This is a genomic window from Bradyrhizobium sp. USDA 4369, from assembly GCF_054056435.1.
Window position 1 is genome coordinate 3,651,037 of sequence record NZ_JBSRYH010000001.1, and the last position, 15,276, is coordinate 3,666,312.

General features: G+C 64.6%; 15 protein-coding genes. 12 read left to right on the forward strand and 3 right to left on the reverse strand.

Going from position 1 to position 15,276, the window contains the following annotated elements; genetic code table 11:
- Positions 1-101: 101 nt before the first annotated feature.
- The 3 genes from ACVIJ6_RS16590 to ACVIJ6_RS16600 all read right to left on the reverse strand — a co-directional run bounded on the left by ACVIJ6_RS16590 (position 102) and on the right by ACVIJ6_RS16600 (position 4,065).
- On the reverse strand, positions 102-2,252 hold the full coding sequence (locus ACVIJ6_RS16590; protein ID WP_456773540.1) for a L,D-transpeptidase family protein: 2,151 nt from the start codon (positions 2,250-2,252) through the stop codon (positions 102-104).
- A gap of 100 nt (positions 2,253-2,352) precedes the next feature.
- The gene (locus ACVIJ6_RS16595; RefSeq protein WP_148221548.1) at positions 2,353-2,532 is read right to left on the reverse strand and encodes a hypothetical protein; all 180 of its coding nucleotides are present in this window, start codon (positions 2,530-2,532) and stop codon (positions 2,353-2,355) included.
- Positions 2,533-2,571: 39 nt separating this feature from the next.
- Positions 2,572-4,065 (reverse strand): sigma-54-dependent transcriptional regulator, encoded by a 1,494-nt coding sequence (locus tag ACVIJ6_RS16600; protein ID WP_456773541.1) that lies wholly within the window; start codon positions 4,063-4,065, stop codon positions 2,572-2,574.
- A 120-nt stretch (positions 4,066-4,185) separates the two neighbouring features.
- Here ACVIJ6_RS16600 and ACVIJ6_RS16605 point away from each other — a divergent pair, with 120 nt between their 5' ends.
- From ACVIJ6_RS16605 to ACVIJ6_RS16660, 12 genes are all read left to right on the forward strand, one after another.
- Positions 4,186-6,165, forward strand: coding sequence for a M3 family oligoendopeptidase (locus tag ACVIJ6_RS16605; protein WP_456773542.1), 1,980 nt, complete (start codon positions 4,186-4,188; stop codon positions 6,163-6,165).
- 68 nt (positions 6,166-6,233) lie between these two features.
- Entirely contained in the window at positions 6,234-6,497 is a 264-nt protein-coding gene (locus tag ACVIJ6_RS16610) for an AbrB/MazE/SpoVT family DNA-binding domain-containing protein (RefSeq protein ID WP_456773543.1), read from the forward strand.
- On the forward strand, positions 6,494-6,901 hold the full coding sequence (locus tag ACVIJ6_RS16615) for a type II toxin-antitoxin system death-on-curing family toxin (RefSeq protein ID WP_456773544.1): 408 nt from the start codon (positions 6,494-6,496) through the stop codon (positions 6,899-6,901). Before ACVIJ6_RS16610 ends, ACVIJ6_RS16615 begins: the two co-directional genes overlap by 4 nt.
- Before the next feature lie 84 nt (positions 6,902-6,985).
- Complete coding sequence (locus tag ACVIJ6_RS16620) at positions 6,986-7,138, forward strand: aa3-type cytochrome c oxidase subunit IV (protein WP_456773545.1); 153 nt, start codon at positions 6,986-6,988, stop codon at positions 7,136-7,138.
- 125 nt (positions 7,139-7,263) lie between these two features.
- Positions 7,264-8,391 carry a Re/Si-specific NAD(P)(+) transhydrogenase subunit alpha gene (locus ACVIJ6_RS16625; protein WP_456773546.1) on the forward strand — a complete coding sequence of 376 codons (1,128 nt, stop codon included), beginning with the start codon at positions 7,264-7,266 and terminating at the stop codon, positions 8,389-8,391.
- Between the two features lie 24 nt (positions 8,392-8,415).
- Positions 8,416-8,733 (forward strand): proton-translocating transhydrogenase family protein, encoded by a 318-nt coding sequence (locus ACVIJ6_RS16630; protein ID WP_284420324.1) that lies wholly within the window; start codon positions 8,416-8,418, stop codon positions 8,731-8,733.
- A gap of 58 nt (positions 8,734-8,791) precedes the next feature.
- Positions 8,792-10,189: an NAD(P)(+) transhydrogenase (Re/Si-specific) subunit beta gene (locus tag ACVIJ6_RS16635; RefSeq protein WP_456773547.1), complete on the forward strand. Its 1,398-nt coding sequence runs from the start codon at positions 8,792-8,794 to the stop codon at positions 10,187-10,189.
- Between the two features lie 16 nt (positions 10,190-10,205).
- Positions 10,206-11,006, forward strand: coding sequence for an alpha/beta hydrolase (locus ACVIJ6_RS16640; RefSeq protein ID WP_456773548.1), 801 nt, complete (start codon positions 10,206-10,208; stop codon positions 11,004-11,006).
- A gap of 100 nt (positions 11,007-11,106) precedes the next feature.
- Positions 11,107-12,441 (forward strand): sodium:proton antiporter, encoded by a 1,335-nt coding sequence (locus tag ACVIJ6_RS16645; protein ID WP_456773549.1) that lies wholly within the window; start codon positions 11,107-11,109, stop codon positions 12,439-12,441.
- Between the two features lie 111 nt (positions 12,442-12,552).
- Entirely contained in the window at positions 12,553-13,650 is a 1,098-nt protein-coding gene (locus ACVIJ6_RS16650) for a calcium:proton antiporter (protein ID WP_456773550.1), read from the forward strand.
- A gap of 17 nt (positions 13,651-13,667) precedes the next feature.
- Positions 13,668-13,952, forward strand: coding sequence for a cupin domain-containing protein (locus ACVIJ6_RS16655; protein WP_015664455.1), 285 nt, complete (start codon positions 13,668-13,670; stop codon positions 13,950-13,952).
- A gap of 229 nt (positions 13,953-14,181) precedes the next feature.
- Positions 14,182-15,075 carry a hypothetical protein gene (locus ACVIJ6_RS16660; RefSeq protein WP_456773551.1) on the forward strand — a complete coding sequence of 298 codons (894 nt, stop codon included), beginning with the start codon at positions 14,182-14,184 and terminating at the stop codon, positions 15,073-15,075.
- The last annotated feature ends 201 nt before the right edge of the window (positions 15,076-15,276 follow it).

Genomic DNA, 15,276 nt, shown 5'->3' on the forward strand with positions numbered 1-15,276 from the left:
CGTTGTGGTTAACCAACATTAAAAAAGCCCGCCGAAGATGTTACCTTCAGCGGGCTTCTTGATATCACGTCGTTATTTTCAAGTCGTGGACCTTGCTCGGATCAGCGGGTGAACACCCGCCGCACCGGGCGCCCGACCGGGGCCGGCGGGGTCGGCGAACCGCCGCCGAACAGGCGCTCGAAGAAGTTCGGGCCTGACCCCGACGAGAAGCTGTTGTCGCTGACATTGACCGCGCTCGGCAGCGGTCCGCGCGGCCGCGCGTAGTTCGGCTGCGCGTGGGCGACGACGTTTTCGAGATCCTTGCCGCGGCCGTTCTTCAGGATCGCGATCATGGTCGCGTCCCGGCCATAGACGTCCTTGCGGAACTGCAGCTTGCCGGCTTCGTCCACGAAGGCGGTCTGGTAGGTGATGTTGACCGGGATCGGCGTCGGGAATTTCAGGTCGATCTCGCTCGAACCATACATGCTGCGGATACGCTCGGGCGTGTAGCGCTCGCCCGGCATGGCGATGTTCAGCAGAACGGATGCGTACTGGTCGGGATACTGCACGCGCATGCAGCCGTGACTGAAGGCGCGGTCCTCGCGCGCGAACAGATGCTTATCCGGCGTGTCGTGCTGATAGACCAGGAACTTGTTCGGGAAGTTGAAGCGGATGCGGCCGAGCGCGTTGGCCTCGCCCGGCGGCTGCGAGATGTGGATCGAGCCGTCGCGGGCGCGCTCCAGGCGAAGCCCCATGCGATCGAGCACCGTCGGATCCTGCTGCAGCGCCGGCAGATACTCGTTGTAGATGATCGACGGCGGCACGTTCCAGGTCGGATTGACCGTGATGAACTTCATCGTCTCGCTGAGCAGCGGGGTCGCATGCTGGCCCGGCTTGCCGGTCACGACGCGGGTGGTCCAGACCTGGGCGCCGCGCTGCATGACCTTCAGCGTATAGTCGGGAATGTTGAGGATCACATAGGCGTCCCCGAGCGCGGGCGCGCCGAGGTCGCGCGGCAACCAGCGCCAGCGCTCCATGTTGACGAGGATGGTATCGATCTGCTTGTCGCGCTTGGGCGTGTTCAGCGCCTTCACGGTGCGATCGTCGAGCACGCCGGTCGGCTTGAGATCGACGCTCTCCTGGAACTTGCGGACGGCGGCGGCGACCTTCGCATCATAGCGGATGTCGTCGGCATTCTCGGTGAGTCCGAGCTTGGCGCGCAGCTTCGGCACGCGCGGATCGGACATCTGCGCCTCGGTCTCGGGCGCGTTCTTGCCGCGGGCCGGGGTGTATTTCAGCGGCTGGCCTTCGTCGATGATGATCGGCGCCCCATCGCTGCCGCCGCGCAGCTCGGCGAGCTTGGCCTTCAGCAGCTTGTAGAGCTTGTGCGGCGGGTTGTAGCTCTCAAGCGCCGCGGATGCGTCCTTGGCGGTGGTGACGTTGGCCAGCACCTCGTTCGGGTCGATCGGATGTTCGGGATATTGAATGTCCGCCGACACCTGCGACCAGTGCATGCGGCCGCTCTGCGCCTGCCGGGCATAGTCGAGCATGCTTTCAGTCAGCTTGAGATCGGCTTCCGCCAACGCATCGGGCGTGGCCGCCGCCGCGCTGAAATCGGGCATCGGATAATCGGCGGGATTGAGGCCGTCCGCCGCGGCATCCCGCAGGCGAGCGATCACGCCCTTGGCGGTCGCGGTCAGGTTGCCGGACTGCGTCCAGATCGGCGCATAGTCGCGGCCGGTGTAGAATTTCTCGACCGCGGCGCGCTCGGTCTTGCGATCGAAATAGCGCGCGCCCTTGGTGGCGATCAGGTCGCGCAAACGATCGGCCACCGGCTGATCGGCCGCAGGAACGTTGCTGGCCGCCTTCACCGGATCCTTCGCCGATTCGGGCGCCGTTGCTGTGGCAGCAGGTGCAGCTGGCGGGCTGGCCATTGTCTTGGCCGGATCAGCGGCCGGGGCCGCGACAGCGTCGAGCGGCTTCGTGGGCTCGGGCGCCTTGGCCTGCTCGGGGGGCTTGGCCAGATCCTGGGTCTTGGCCGGCCCGGGCGAGACCGTCGCGGTGGTGTCGAGCTTGAAATCGCTGGCGGTCGGCGGCGGCACATTGGCCGGCTCGGGCAGCGGGATCGCCGCATCGATGGCCAGCTCGGCAGCGTTGTTGCGAGGCGCGTCACCCTGGGCCAAAGCCGAGGTCGCGGACACCGCGAGGAAGGTTGCCGCGACAGCCATCAGCACGCGGTCATATCCGCCACGGGTGGTCACACAATCTCGCATCGTCAATCCCTCGGATGATTCGTTCCGTCCGGAACAGGGTCGGTCACACGCTCGCTTCTGCCCGCCGGCTCCGGCTCGAGCACCCGCCTGTGAGAATGGATCACGCATGCACGCAATGATTCACCAAACGATACTCAAGCCCCATTTCTGCGGCCAGCGCCACACGGGACAACTCACGACAAACTGACTCTTGGGAAACCCCGGCCAAACCGATCGTGCGTTTGTGCCATGCGTTTTTTCCTTTGTCTGTCACCGCAAGGCAACGGTTCAGATGTTCCATTGTTGCGGAGCCTTGCGGCGTTTTTCGGACATGAGCCGATCATCCCAGCGGCGGAGATTCCGTCGCCGGCGTCTCGCCATTGGCTTCGTCGAGCTTGCGGTACAACGTCGAGCGTCCGATTTTGAGACGCCGCGCAACCTCCGACATCTGGCCACGGTAATGCGCGATGGCGAAGCGGATGATCTCGTGCTCCAGCTCCTCGAGCGGGCGCACCTCGCCGCTCGCGGTCAAGAGCGGCAGAGCACCGTGCGAGGGCAGGGGGGCGATGGGTACTTCACTACCCGGCACGACCGCCGGCAGCGACGGGATGGGCCGCTCGACGGTGAGCGCCGGCGCCGGCTCCACCGGCGGTGCATGGGTCGGGATCAGCGGAAAATCCGTCACGCCGAGCAGATCGCTCTCGCTCATGACGACGGCGCGATACACCGCGTTTTCAAGCTGGCGGATGTTGCCGGGCCAGTCGAGCTTGGTCAGATAGGCGACGGCGTCGCCGGCGATGCCGGTCACGGCGCGATTCTCCTCGGCAGCGAAGCGCGCGAGGAAGTGCCGCAGCAGATGCGGAATGTCCTCGCGGCGCGCGCGCAGGGGCGGGATCGTCAGCGGCAGCACATGCAGCCGGTAGAACAGGTCCTCGCGGAAATGGCCTTCCTTGACGCGCTCGAGCAGCCTGCGATTGGTCGCCGAGATGATGCGGACATCGACCTTGACCGGCTTGCGGCCGCCGACCGCCTCGACCGCGCCTTCCTGCAAAGCGCGCAGCAGCTTGACCTGGGCGGTGAGCGGCAGCTCGGAGACCTCGTCGAGGAACAGCGTGCCGCCATGGGCTTCGACGAACTTGCCCATGTGGCGTTCGGTCGCGCCGGTGAATGCGCCCTTCTCGTGGCCGAAAAGAATCGATTCCACGAGGTTGTCGGGGATCGCGCCGCAATTGACCGCCACGAACGGCTTTGTCTTGCGCTCGCTGGTGCCGTGGATCGCGCGGGCGAACAGCTCCTTGCCCACGCCGGATTCGCCTTCGATCAAGACCGGAATCGAGGATGCCGCAGCCTTCTCGGCGATGCGTAGGATCGGCGCCATCGCCTCCGCGCGGGTGATGATGTCGTCGAATGTCAGCCGCCCCTCACGGCTGTGACGGATGCGCTGCAGCTCTCCCTTCAGCGCGGAGGTGTTCAGAGCATTGCGCAAGGAGACTTGCAGACGCTCGATCCCGACTGGCTTGACCACGAAGTCCTGCGCGCCGGCGCGCATCGCCGAAACGACATTGTCGATCCCGCCATGCGCCGTCTGCACGATCACGGGTATCGAAATCCCGGCTTCGCGCATCTTGGACAGAACGCCCATGCCGTCGAGCCCGGGCATCACCAGATCGAGCACGATGGCGTCGATCGGGCCGGCGTCGGGATTGGTCAGCTTCTCGATGACGGCGTCGCCGGTGTCGACCACAATCGCCTCGTAGCCGCATTTCTGCACCATGTTCTCCACCAGCCGGCGCTGGACCGGATCATCATCGGCGATCAAAATGCTGGCAGCCATGGCTTTCCTTGCACGCTACGACTATCTGTCTCGAATCGGGGCACTCTCGCCGACGCCGATTAACGCAACCTTAAACCTCGCTGATCGGGATACACGTTCGAACAACAGGTTACCCATCCGATGACCTCGCGCGCTTCTTCTGCCCTCCGCAAGCCGACCAAGTCCGCTCCTCCGTCCAAAACCGCCAAGGCCAAGAAGGCCGCCGCCAAGCCGACGTCCAATAAGCCGGCGTCCAAGTCGAAACCGGCGGTCAAAGCAGGGCGTGGTGCAGCGGCCAAATCTTCCGCCAAGCCCGCAAAGAAGGTGGTCGCGGCCAAGGCGGGAATCGGGACGCTGCCCGAATGGAATCTCGGCGACCTTTATATGGGCATCGACGCACCGGAGATCGCTCACGATCTCGCGAAGATGGATGCCGAATGCGTCGCGTTTGAGACGGATTACAAGGGCAAGCTCGCCGAGCATGTGGCGCGCGACGATGGCGGCGAATGGCTCGCAGCGGCCGTGCGGCGCTACGAGGCGATCGACGATCTTGCCGGCCGGCTTGGTTCATTCGCGGGCCTCGCGCATGCCGGCGACAGTGTCGATCCCGCGATCTCCAAATTCTATGGCGACATCTCCGAGCGACTGACCGCCGCATCCACGCATTTGCTGTTCTTCCCGCTCGAGCTCAACCGCATCGATGACGCGGTCATCGAGCGCGCGATGGAGACGCCAGCGCTCGGCCATTACCGGCCGTGGATCGAGGATCTGCGCAAGGACAAGCCGTATCAGCTCGAGGATCGCGTCGAGCAGCTGTTCCACGAGAAGTCGCAGACGGGCTATTCGGCCTGGAACCGGCTGTTCGACCAGACCATCGCCGGTCTGCGCTTCCAGGTCGGGGGCAAGGAGCTCGCGATCGAGCCGACGCTCAACTTTCTGCAAGATCGCGACGGTGCCAAGCGCAAGGCGGCCGCCGAGGCGCTGGCCAAGACCTTCAAGGCCAATGAGCGCACCTTCGCGCTGATCACCAATACGCTGGCCAAGGACAAGGACATCTCCGACCGCTGGCGCGGCTTCCAGGATGTCGCGGATTCCCGCCATCTCAACAACCGCGTCGAGCGCGAAGTGGTCGATGCGCTGGTGGCCTCGGTGCGCGCGGCCTATCCGAAGCTGTCGCATCGCTATTATCAATTGAAGGCGCGCTGGTTCAAAAAGAAGAAGCTCGCGCATTGGGACCGCAACGCGCCGCTGCCCTTCGCCGCCAACGCCACGATCGCCTGGCCGGACGCCAAGAACATGGTGCTGACGGCCTATCGCGGCTTCTCGCCGGACATGGCCGACATCGCCCAGCGCTTCTTCGACCAGAGCTGGATCGATGCGCCGGTGCGGCCGGGCAAGGCGCCCGGCGCGTTCTCGCATCCGACCACCCCATCGGCGCATCCCTATGTGCTGATGAACTACCAGGGCAAGCCGCGCGACGTGATGACGCTTGCGCACGAACTCGGCCATGGCGTGCATCAGGTGCTGGCGGCGAGGCAAGGCGCGCTGATGGCGCCGACGCCGCTGACGCTCGCCGAGACCGCGAGCGTGTTCGGCGAGATGCTGACCTTCAAGCGCCTGCTCTCGGAGACCAAGGACGCCAGGCAGCGCCAGGCGCTGCTCGCCGGCAAGGTCGAGGACATGATCAACACCGTGGTGCGGCAGATCGCGTTCTATTCGTTCGAGCGCGCCGTCCACACCGAGCGCAAGAATGGCGAGCTCACCGCCGAGCGGCTCGGCCAGATCTGGCTCTCGGTGCAGACCGAGAGCCTCGGCGAGGCGATCGAGATCAAGCCGGGCTATGAGAACTTCTGGATGTACATCCCGCACTTCATCCATTCGCCGTTCTATGTCTACGCCTATGCGTTCGGCGACTGCCTCGTGAACTCGCTCTATGCGGTCTACGAGCATGCCGCCGAGGGCTTCGCCGAGCGTTATCTGGCGATGCTCGCGGCCGGCGGCACCAAGCATTATTCCGAGCTGCTCGCCCCGTTCGGACTGGACGCCAAGGACCCGAAATTCTGGGACGGCGGCCTGTCGGTCATCGCCGGCATGATCGACGAGCTGGAGCGGATGGGGTAGAGGCGTACAACATTTGTTGAACTAGGCAGGCTCCTCTGTTATACGAATGTACAACAGAGGAGCCTGCCATGAATGAAAGTCCCAAGGAACTGAAGCCAGACAGCAGCGTCGTGCTGCAGGTCCGAAAGATCGGCAATTCTATCGGGCTTATCTTGCCTAAGGAGATGGTGTCCCGGCTGAACCTGAAAGAGGGGGACAAGCTGTTCCCTGTTGAGCAGCCGGGTGGCGGCATCATGCTCACGCCGCATGATCCGGACTTCGAGCGGGCCATGACAGTCGCCCGGCGCGGCATGAAGCGGTATCACAACGCGCTCTCCGAGTTGGCGAAATGAACGAGCCGTTCTGGCTCACACGTCAGATGATCGTAGCGATCCATGATGAGCAGCTTGCAATTCATGGTGGAGCGAGCGGCCTGCGCGACGAGGGCATGCTCGAGTCTGCGCTGGATCGCCCGAGAAACAAATGGGCTTACGAAGGCGCAGAGCTTCCGGAACTGGCCGCGGCCTATGCCTACGGCATCGCGCGCAATCATCCATTCGTGGATGGCAACAAGCGGACCTCACTGCTGGCGCTCTATACATTCCTTGGCGTCAATGGCTTCGACTTCGACGTCCCGGAAGCGGAGGCCGCTGCGATGATCCTCGCCCTCGCCGCCGGCGAGGTCAGCGAGGCCAGCCTGACGCGCTGGATCCGTGATAATTGGCCAAGCCAATCGGGCGATCGGGAAAGCCGATAAAACTGTCTGGCATGGCCGCCGTTGCCCTTGCATCGGCTTTGAGGTATGCGACCTTAACAAAGCATATTTCTCTGGGGGACCCCGATGGCAAACCATGGCGAGATCGCCTACTCGACGGCTGACGGCAACGACTATGCGGCGCATGAAGCAACCTATGAGGGATTCATCGCGCTGGTGAAGTACGGCACCATCGGTGTCGCCCTCATCGTCATCTTGATGGCTATTTTCATCGCTTAATGTCGCTTTCGGCCCGCCGGCACCCCGCTGGCGGGCCTTCAGCTGAGTGCGGATGCCGCGCCCGCTGACGACACATCGCCGTCCCGCCCTTTTAAGCTCGCGCGCGCATCCGCGCCGGAGGCCTCATGAAGATTGCCGTCGCCAAGGAAATCGACCCGTTGGAGCCGCGGGTCGCCGCCTCTCCCGACACGGTGAAGAAGTTCAAGGCGTTGGGCGCCGAGATCGCTGTCGAGCCCGGCGCCGGCATCAAGTCTGGCCTGCCGGATTCGGAATTCACGGCGGCGGGCGCAACCGTCAGCGCTGACGCGCTGAAGGACGCCGACATCATCATCAAGGTGAAGCGGCCGGAGGCCTCCGAGCTCGCCAACTACCGGCGTGGCACGCTGGTGTTCGCGATCATGGACCCCTATGGCAATGACGCTGCGCTGAAGGCGATGGCCGATGCCGGCATCGCGTCCTTTGCGATGGAACTGATGCCGCGCATCACCCGCGCCCAGGTGATGGACGTGCTGTCGAGCCAGGCCAACCTCGCCGGCTACCGCGCCGTGATCGAGGGCGCCGAGGCCTTCGGCCGCGCCTTCCCGATGATGATGACCGCCGCCGGCACCGTGCCGGCGACGAAGGTCTTCGTGATGGGCGTTGGCGTCGCCGGCCTGCAGGCGATTGCGACCGCGCGGCGGCTCGGCGCCATGGTGTCGGCGACCGACGTGCGTCCAGCCACCAAGGAGCAGGTGGAAAGCCTCGGCGCCAAGTTCCTCGCGGTCGAGGATGAGGAGTTCAAGAACGCCCAGACCGCCGGCGGCTACGCCAAGGAAATGTCGAAAGAGTATCAGGCCAAGCAGGCGGCGCTGACGGCGGAACACATCAAGAAGCAGGACGTCATCATCACGACGGCGCTGATCCCCGGCCGTCCGGCGCCGCGTCTCGTCACCATGGAGATGGTGAAGTCGATGCGTCCGGGCTCGGTGCTGGTCGACCTCGCGGTCGAGCGCGGCGGCAATGTCGAAGGCGTCAAGCTCGGCGAGACCGTCGAGATCGACGGCGTCAAGATCATCGGCTACCCCAATCTTGCTGGCCGGGTCGCAGCCTCCGCCTCCGGCCTGTACGCCCGCAACCTGTTCTCCTTTATCGACACGATGATCGACAAGAAGGAGAAGACGCTGGCGGTGAATTGGGACGACGAACTGGTCAAGGCCACGGCTTTGACAAAGGACGGCGCCATCATCCACCCGAACTTTCAGCCCAAGGCATAGTCGAAAGACACAAGGAGCAAAGCCATGGAGCATGTCGTCCAAGCCGTCGATCCGTTCGTCTTCCGGCTGTCGATTTTCGTCCTCGCCGTTTTCGTTGGCTATTTCGTCGTGTGGTCGGTGACACCAGCCCTGCACACGCCGCTGATGTCGGTGACCAACGCGATCTCCTCGGTGATCGTGGTCGGCGCGCTGCTCGCGGTCGGCGTTCCCATGCTGTCGAGCGGCAGCGGTCTGGCGCGGGCGTTCGGCTTCATCGCGCTGATCTTCGCCTGCGTGAACATCTTCGGAGGCTTCCTCGTCACCCAGCGCATGCTCGCGATGTACAAGAAGAAGTCCAAATAACAACGTCGCTCAACAACGCCGCACGACGCGGGATGACAGGCATAACGGGGCATCTGCAATGAACGCCAATCTGTCGGCACTCCTTTATCTCGTGGCAGGAGTGCTGTTCATCCTGTCGCTCCGCGGGCTGTCCAGCCCCGCCTCCAGCCGCCAGGGTAATTTCTTCGGCATGGCCGGCATGGCGATCGCAGTCGCCACCACACTGGCCGGCCATCCGCCGGCGGATGCGGTGGCCTGGATCCTGGTCATCCTCGGAGTCGCGATTGGTGGCGGCATCGGTGCGGTGATTGCGCGCCGGGTGCCGATGACGTCGATGCCCGAGCTCGTTGCCGCCTTCCACTCGCTGGTCGGCATGGCCGCGGTGCTGGTCGCCGCAGGTGCCTTCTTCGCGCCGGAAGCCTTCGACATCGGCACGCCCGGCAACATCCATCCGCAGAGCCTGGTCGAGATGTCGCTCGGCGTCGCCATCGGCGCGCTGACCTTCACCGGCTCGGTGATCGCGTTCCTCAAGCTGTCGGCGCGGATGAGCGGCGCACCGATCATCCTGCCGGCGCGCCACCTGATCAACATTGCGCTCGCCGTCGCGCTCGTCTTCTTCGTCGTGCGCCTCGTGCTGACCGGCGGCGGCTTCGACTTCCTGATGGTCACGATCCTGGCGCTGGCGCTCGGCGTGCTCATGATCATCCCGATTGGCGGTGCCGACATGCCGGTCGTGATCTCGATGCTGAACTCCTATTCCGGCTGGGCCGCTGCGGGCATCGGCTTCACGCTGGGCAATTCGGCGCTGATCATCACCGGCGCGCTGGTCGGCTCGTCCGGCGCGATCCTGTCCTACATCATGTGTCATGCGATGAACCGGTCCTTCATCTCGGTCATCCTCGGCGGTTTCGGCGGCGAGACAGCCGCTGCGGGCGGTGCGACTGGCGAGCAGAAGCCGGCCAAGCTCGGTTCGGCCGACGATGCCGCCTTCATCATGAAGAACGCGTCGAAGGTCATCATCGTTCCCGGCTACGGCATGGCGGTGGCCCAGGCCCAGCATGCGCTGCGCGAGCTGGCGGACACGCTGAAAAAGGAAGGCGTCGAGGTGAAGTACGCCATTCATCCGGTCGCAGGCCGCATGCCCGGCCACATGAACGTGCTGCTCGCCGAGGCCAACGTCCCCTATGACGAGGTGTTCGAGCTCGAGGACATCAACTCGGAGTTTGCGCAGGCTGACGTCGCCTTCGTGATCGGCGCCAATGACGTCACCAACCCGGCGGCCGAGGAGGACAAGACCTCGCCGATCTACGGCATGCCGGTGCTGCAGGTCTGGAAGGCCGGCACCGTGATGTTCATCAAGCGCTCGCTCGCCTCGGGCTATGCCGGCATCGACAATCCGCTGTTTTACCGCGACAACACGATGATGCTGCTCGGCGACGCCAAGAAGATGACCGAGAACATCGTCAAGGGCATGTAGCTGATCATCGGGAGCCATGACGATCCTGAAATGGCTCCTGATCGTCCTGGTGGCGATCTACGCCATTGTGCTCGCGGTGCTGTTCGTGCGTCAGCGCGCGATGCTGTTTCCGATCCCGCCGGTCGGCCGCACGGCGCCGTCTGCCGCCGGTTTTCCGCAAGCTGAAGAGCATGTGCTGACCTCCGCCGACGGCGAGAAGGTCATCGCCTGGCATGTCCCGGCAAAGGCTGGGCACAGGGTCGTGCTCTACTTCCCCGGCAATGGCGATTTCCTTGCTGGCGTCGTTTCTCGCTTCAAGGCGCTGACCTCCGACGGCACCGGTCTCGTGGCGTTGTCCTATCGCGGCTATGCCGGATCGACCGGCAGTCCCAGCGAGTCGGGGCTGCTTCAGGATGCCGCAGCCGCCTATGCGTTCACGCGGGAGCGCTATGCGGCCGACCGAATCGTGGTCTGGGGCTTTTCGCTCGGGAGCGGCGTGGCGACCGCAATCACTGCAGAGCATCCGATTGCAAAGCTCATTCTCGAGGCGCCCTACACGTCGACTGTCGATGTCGCCTCCGAGATGCTCCGCGTCGTTCCGGTCGGCCTGTTGATGCGCGACAGCTTCCATTCGGACCGCCGCATCGCCGCGGTCCACGTGCCGCTCCTGATCATGCATGGGGCCCGGGATCCGGGGATTCCGATCCGCTTCGGGGAACGATTGTTCGCGCTTGCGCATGACCCCAAGCGCTTCGTACGGTTTCCTGACGGCGGACATAATGATCTGGATTTGTTTGGTGCGACCGAGACTGCAAAGACTTTCATCGACGGCCCATAGCCGTGGCCTCGAGACGTGGCCGGCGTTGGTCGTCGGGGGCCTCGTCTTCGCATCTCTGCCCGGGCCGGCGCATGCCGCCACCGGGCTGGACGGCGCCGCAATGACTTGGCCGTTCGCGCTGCCGTTCGCCGGATTACTGCTGTCGATCGCGCTCGGGCCGCTGCTGTTCGCCAAGTTCTGGCATCACCACTATGGCAAGATCGCCGCGGCGTGGGCGCTGTTGACACTGGCGGCGCTCACTTGGCAGGCCGGGCCCGGCGCTGCATTCGCATCGTTCGTTCACGCGCTGCTCGCCGAATATCTCAGCTTCATCCTGCTCCTGTTCGCGCTCTACACGGTGGCCGGCGGTGTCCTGGTGACCGGCGACATCCGCGGCACGCCCGCGACCAATACATCGATCCTCGCGCTCGGCACGTTGATCGCGAGCGTGGTCGGCACCACGGGCGCGGCGATGATCCTGGTGCGGCCGCTGATCCGCGCCAATCTGACGCGGCCGCACAACGTCCATGTGCTGATCTTCTTCATCATCCTGGCTGCCAATGTCGGCGGCGCGTTGAGTCCGCTGGGCGACCCGCCGCTGTTCGTCGGCTTCCTGCGTGGCGTCGACTTCTTCTGGACCACGCGCAACATCTGGCTGCAGACGGCGATCGTCGCCGGCCTGCTGCTCGTCGTCTTCGCCGCGATCGATGTCTGGCGGTACCGCGCCGAGAAGCCCGCGACCGTCGATGGTCCGACGGAGCCGGTGCGAGTCCGCGGGCTCGTCAACATCGTCCTGATCGCCGCCATCGTCGCCAACATGCTGGTCTCGGCGACCTGGAAGCCGGGCATCTCCTTCGACGTCGTCGGCACGCATATCGAGCTGCAGAATCTGGTTCGCGATGCCGTCCTGGTTGTGATCGCCGGATTGTCGCTCTGGCTCACCCCGGACGAGCACCGCGAGGCCAACGGGTTCAATTGGGAGCCGATCCGGGAGGTCGCCAAGCTGTTCGCGGCGATCTTCACCGCGATCGTTCCGGTCATCGCGATGCTGAATGCGGGCCATGGCGGCTCGTTCGGCTGGCTCCTGACCGCTGTGACGACGCCGTCCGGCGCGCCGCGCGAGGTCGCCTATTTCTGGTTCACCGGCTTGATGTCGGCCTTCCTCGACAATGCGCCAACCTACCTGCTGTTCTTCGAGCTCGCCGGCGGCGATCCCAAGGTGTTGATGGGCGAGCTGTCGGGAACGCTGGCCGCGATCTCGATGGGGGCGGTCTACATGGGCGCCCTGACCTATATCGGCAACGCGCCGAACTTCATGGTCGCAGCGATCGCCAACGAGCGAGGCATCAGGATGCCTAGCTTCTTCGGCTACATGCTCCGGGCGGCCGCCGTCCTGATCCCGCTGTTCGTGCTGCTGACGGTGCTGCCGATCCACCCGCTGCTCAATCCGCATTGATCCGATGCGGGCGTCGGAGGCCGTGCCGGTCGAAAAGCGTCCCGTCCGGACGCGTGACGATCGCCGCGCCATCGCGCATAGTCGATGGGAACCGATCGAGGAGCGCGAATCATGAGCGTGAAGGGGGCCACGCCGGCATCATCGGTGATCTTCCCCGGCCTTGCCGTCGCGCTGGTCGTGGGGGTCACGGCGTTGCATTACGACTTCACCCCGTCAGCAGTTGGACTGGTGTTTGCGGCCGTGCTGCTGGTCGTCCTGTTCGGCACGGTGTTCGCGGCCGTGCATCACGCCGAGGTGATCGCGCATGAGATCGGCGAGCCGTTCGGCACGCTGCTGTTGACGCTGGCGGTGACGGTCATCGAGGTGGCACTGATCGCCACCATCATGCTCGGCGACAAGGCCGCGCCGGCGCTGGCCCGTGACACGGTGTTCGCCGTCGTCATGATCGTATGCAATGGCCTGGTCGGAATCTGCATCTTCATCGGCAGCCTGCGCTATCGCGAGCAGGACGTGTTGGTGTCCGGTGCCAATCTCTATCTCAGCGTGCTGTTCACGATGGCGACCATCACGCTGGTGCTGCCGAACTACACGCTGACCTCTCCCGGTCCGGTCTATTCGACGGCGCAGCTCGCCTTCGTCAGCATCGTCACGATCCTGCTCTACGCGATGTTTCTGTATACGCAGACCACCCGCCACCGGGACTATTTCGTCGGCAGCTCGGCCGGCTTCGCCGATGATGATGTCCGGCTGCCGCGCAGCAAGCTGATGCTCAGCGTCGGGCTGCTGCTGGTCGCGCTGCTCGCTGTCGTGCTGCTCGCCAAGAAGTTCTCGCTGGTTGTCGATGCCGGCGTGGCCGCGACCGGTGCGCCGCCCGCCGTCGCGGGCGTGCTGGTGGCGCTGCTGATCCTGCTGCCGGAGAGCGTGGCGGCGATCTCGGCGGCGCGCGCCAACGATCTGCAAAAGAGCATCAACCTGGCGCTGGGATCGTCGCTCGCGACCATCGGCCTGACCATTCCGGCCGTGGCGGTCGCCGCCTATGCGCTCGACAAGCAGCTCGTGCTCGGGCTCGACGCCCAGGGAATGGTGCTGCTGGTCCTGACCTTCGTGCTGAGCATGCTGACCTTCGGCACAGGACGGACGAACATTCTGTTCGGGCTGGTGCACATGGTCGTGTTCGCGATATTTCTCTTCCTGCTCTTCGTGCCCTGATTTTGAGAGAGACCCGCATGCTCAGCGCTCAATCCGACGTCCAGGTCGATACGCCCGAGGTGCGCGTCACGGAGTGGCGGCTGGCGCCGGGGAGTGCGACAGGGCGCCATATCCATGAAATGGACTACGTGATCGTGCCCGTCACCGCCGGCGAGATGACGATCGTGGCGCCGTCGGGGGAGCGTTCGAAGGCGCAGCTCGCGGTCGGGAAATCCTACTTCCGCAAAGCGGGTGTTGAACACGATGTGCTGAACGAGACGGGTTCCGAGATCGTTTTCCTGGAAGTTGAATTGAAGCCGTAACCAATTGTTTACCGGCATGCCGCTGATTGTGGTATCTTGAGCTGGCGATCCGGTTTGCTATGGCGCTGCCCAGTGCGGCCGCATGGCTCCGGTCTGAACGGCTTTCAGGAAACGATCTTGCGAAGGGCGCGACGGTCTGTTTGGCAGGCGCGAGCTTCGGAAGGTGGGGAATGGTCCCTTAATTGTGCCTCAAAGTTCCCGCAAATACCGCGCCGCGGGAGTGGTCAGCATGCTGAAATATCTCACCAAGTTCGCCATGGAGATCATCCCGTCGGTGGTGGCGACCATCATCGGCGCGTACATCGTCAACCACTACATCAATACCAAGCCCGACTCGCCGCCCTCGACCGTGGCGTCCGTTGCGTCGGCGGCCTACGCCAAGATCACCGGCGCCAAGAGCGATGCGTCCAAGACCGACGCTTCAAAGTCTGCAAGTCACACCGACGCGGCCAAGGTGGATGCCAAGCCCGCCGAGACCTCGGCCGAGGTCTCCAACGTGCCGGCGCCGGGCATCAAGGCGAAGGGCGTCTCGGAGAAATCGCTGACCGAAAAGGCTGCGGAGAAGGCTGTCGAGGTGAAGCCGACCGAGACGGCCAGCCTTCCGGCCGAGACCCCGCGCCGTGCGACCTCGCCGCGCGAGAAGCTGATCGCCCGAGGCGCTCCCGCAGAGGCGCCGGCCGCTCAGCCGGAGGAGCGACGCGATGCCGCCGATCTGGCGCGCGCGGCGATCGAACGGCTGCGTGCGAGCGAGAGCACTGGCAAGGCGCCGGGCGAAAAGCCTGCAGATGCTGCCCGTGGAGCCGGCGAAGCGCCGCGTATCGTCACGGCGACGCCCCCTGTCTCTGCGGTCCGGCCGTTGCCGCCTCCCGTCACGGTTTCGGCTCCGCCGGCGGAGCAAAGCTTCGGCATGGCCCCGGCCTCCGGCCCCAACCCGCCCTATACCGGGTCGCTCCAGCCGGATGGGCGCCCGACGCCGCCGGCCGAAATTCCGGCACGCCAGTTGAGCCCGCTTGATCTGCGTGCGGATAAGAACGATCCGTCGATCAAGGATCAAATGTCCAACGTTGCGCAGGACATGATGTCGGCTGCGAAGTCCGTGTTCCATTCGGTTCTGCCGAAATAGCGGACTTGCCGCAGTTCCTGCGGTGATCTCAAAGCGGCGGCCGAGGGTCCGCCGCTTTTGCTTTGGTCGGTACGAATGGGGAGATGAGCGGGACTGGCGTTCCGAACGATGGTCGGGACGAGATCGCCGGTCCGCGATGCCAAGATCGCGGGGACACTCACGGCCGTTGCCGCGCGACGGCGCCCCCGCTCATTGCGGGCA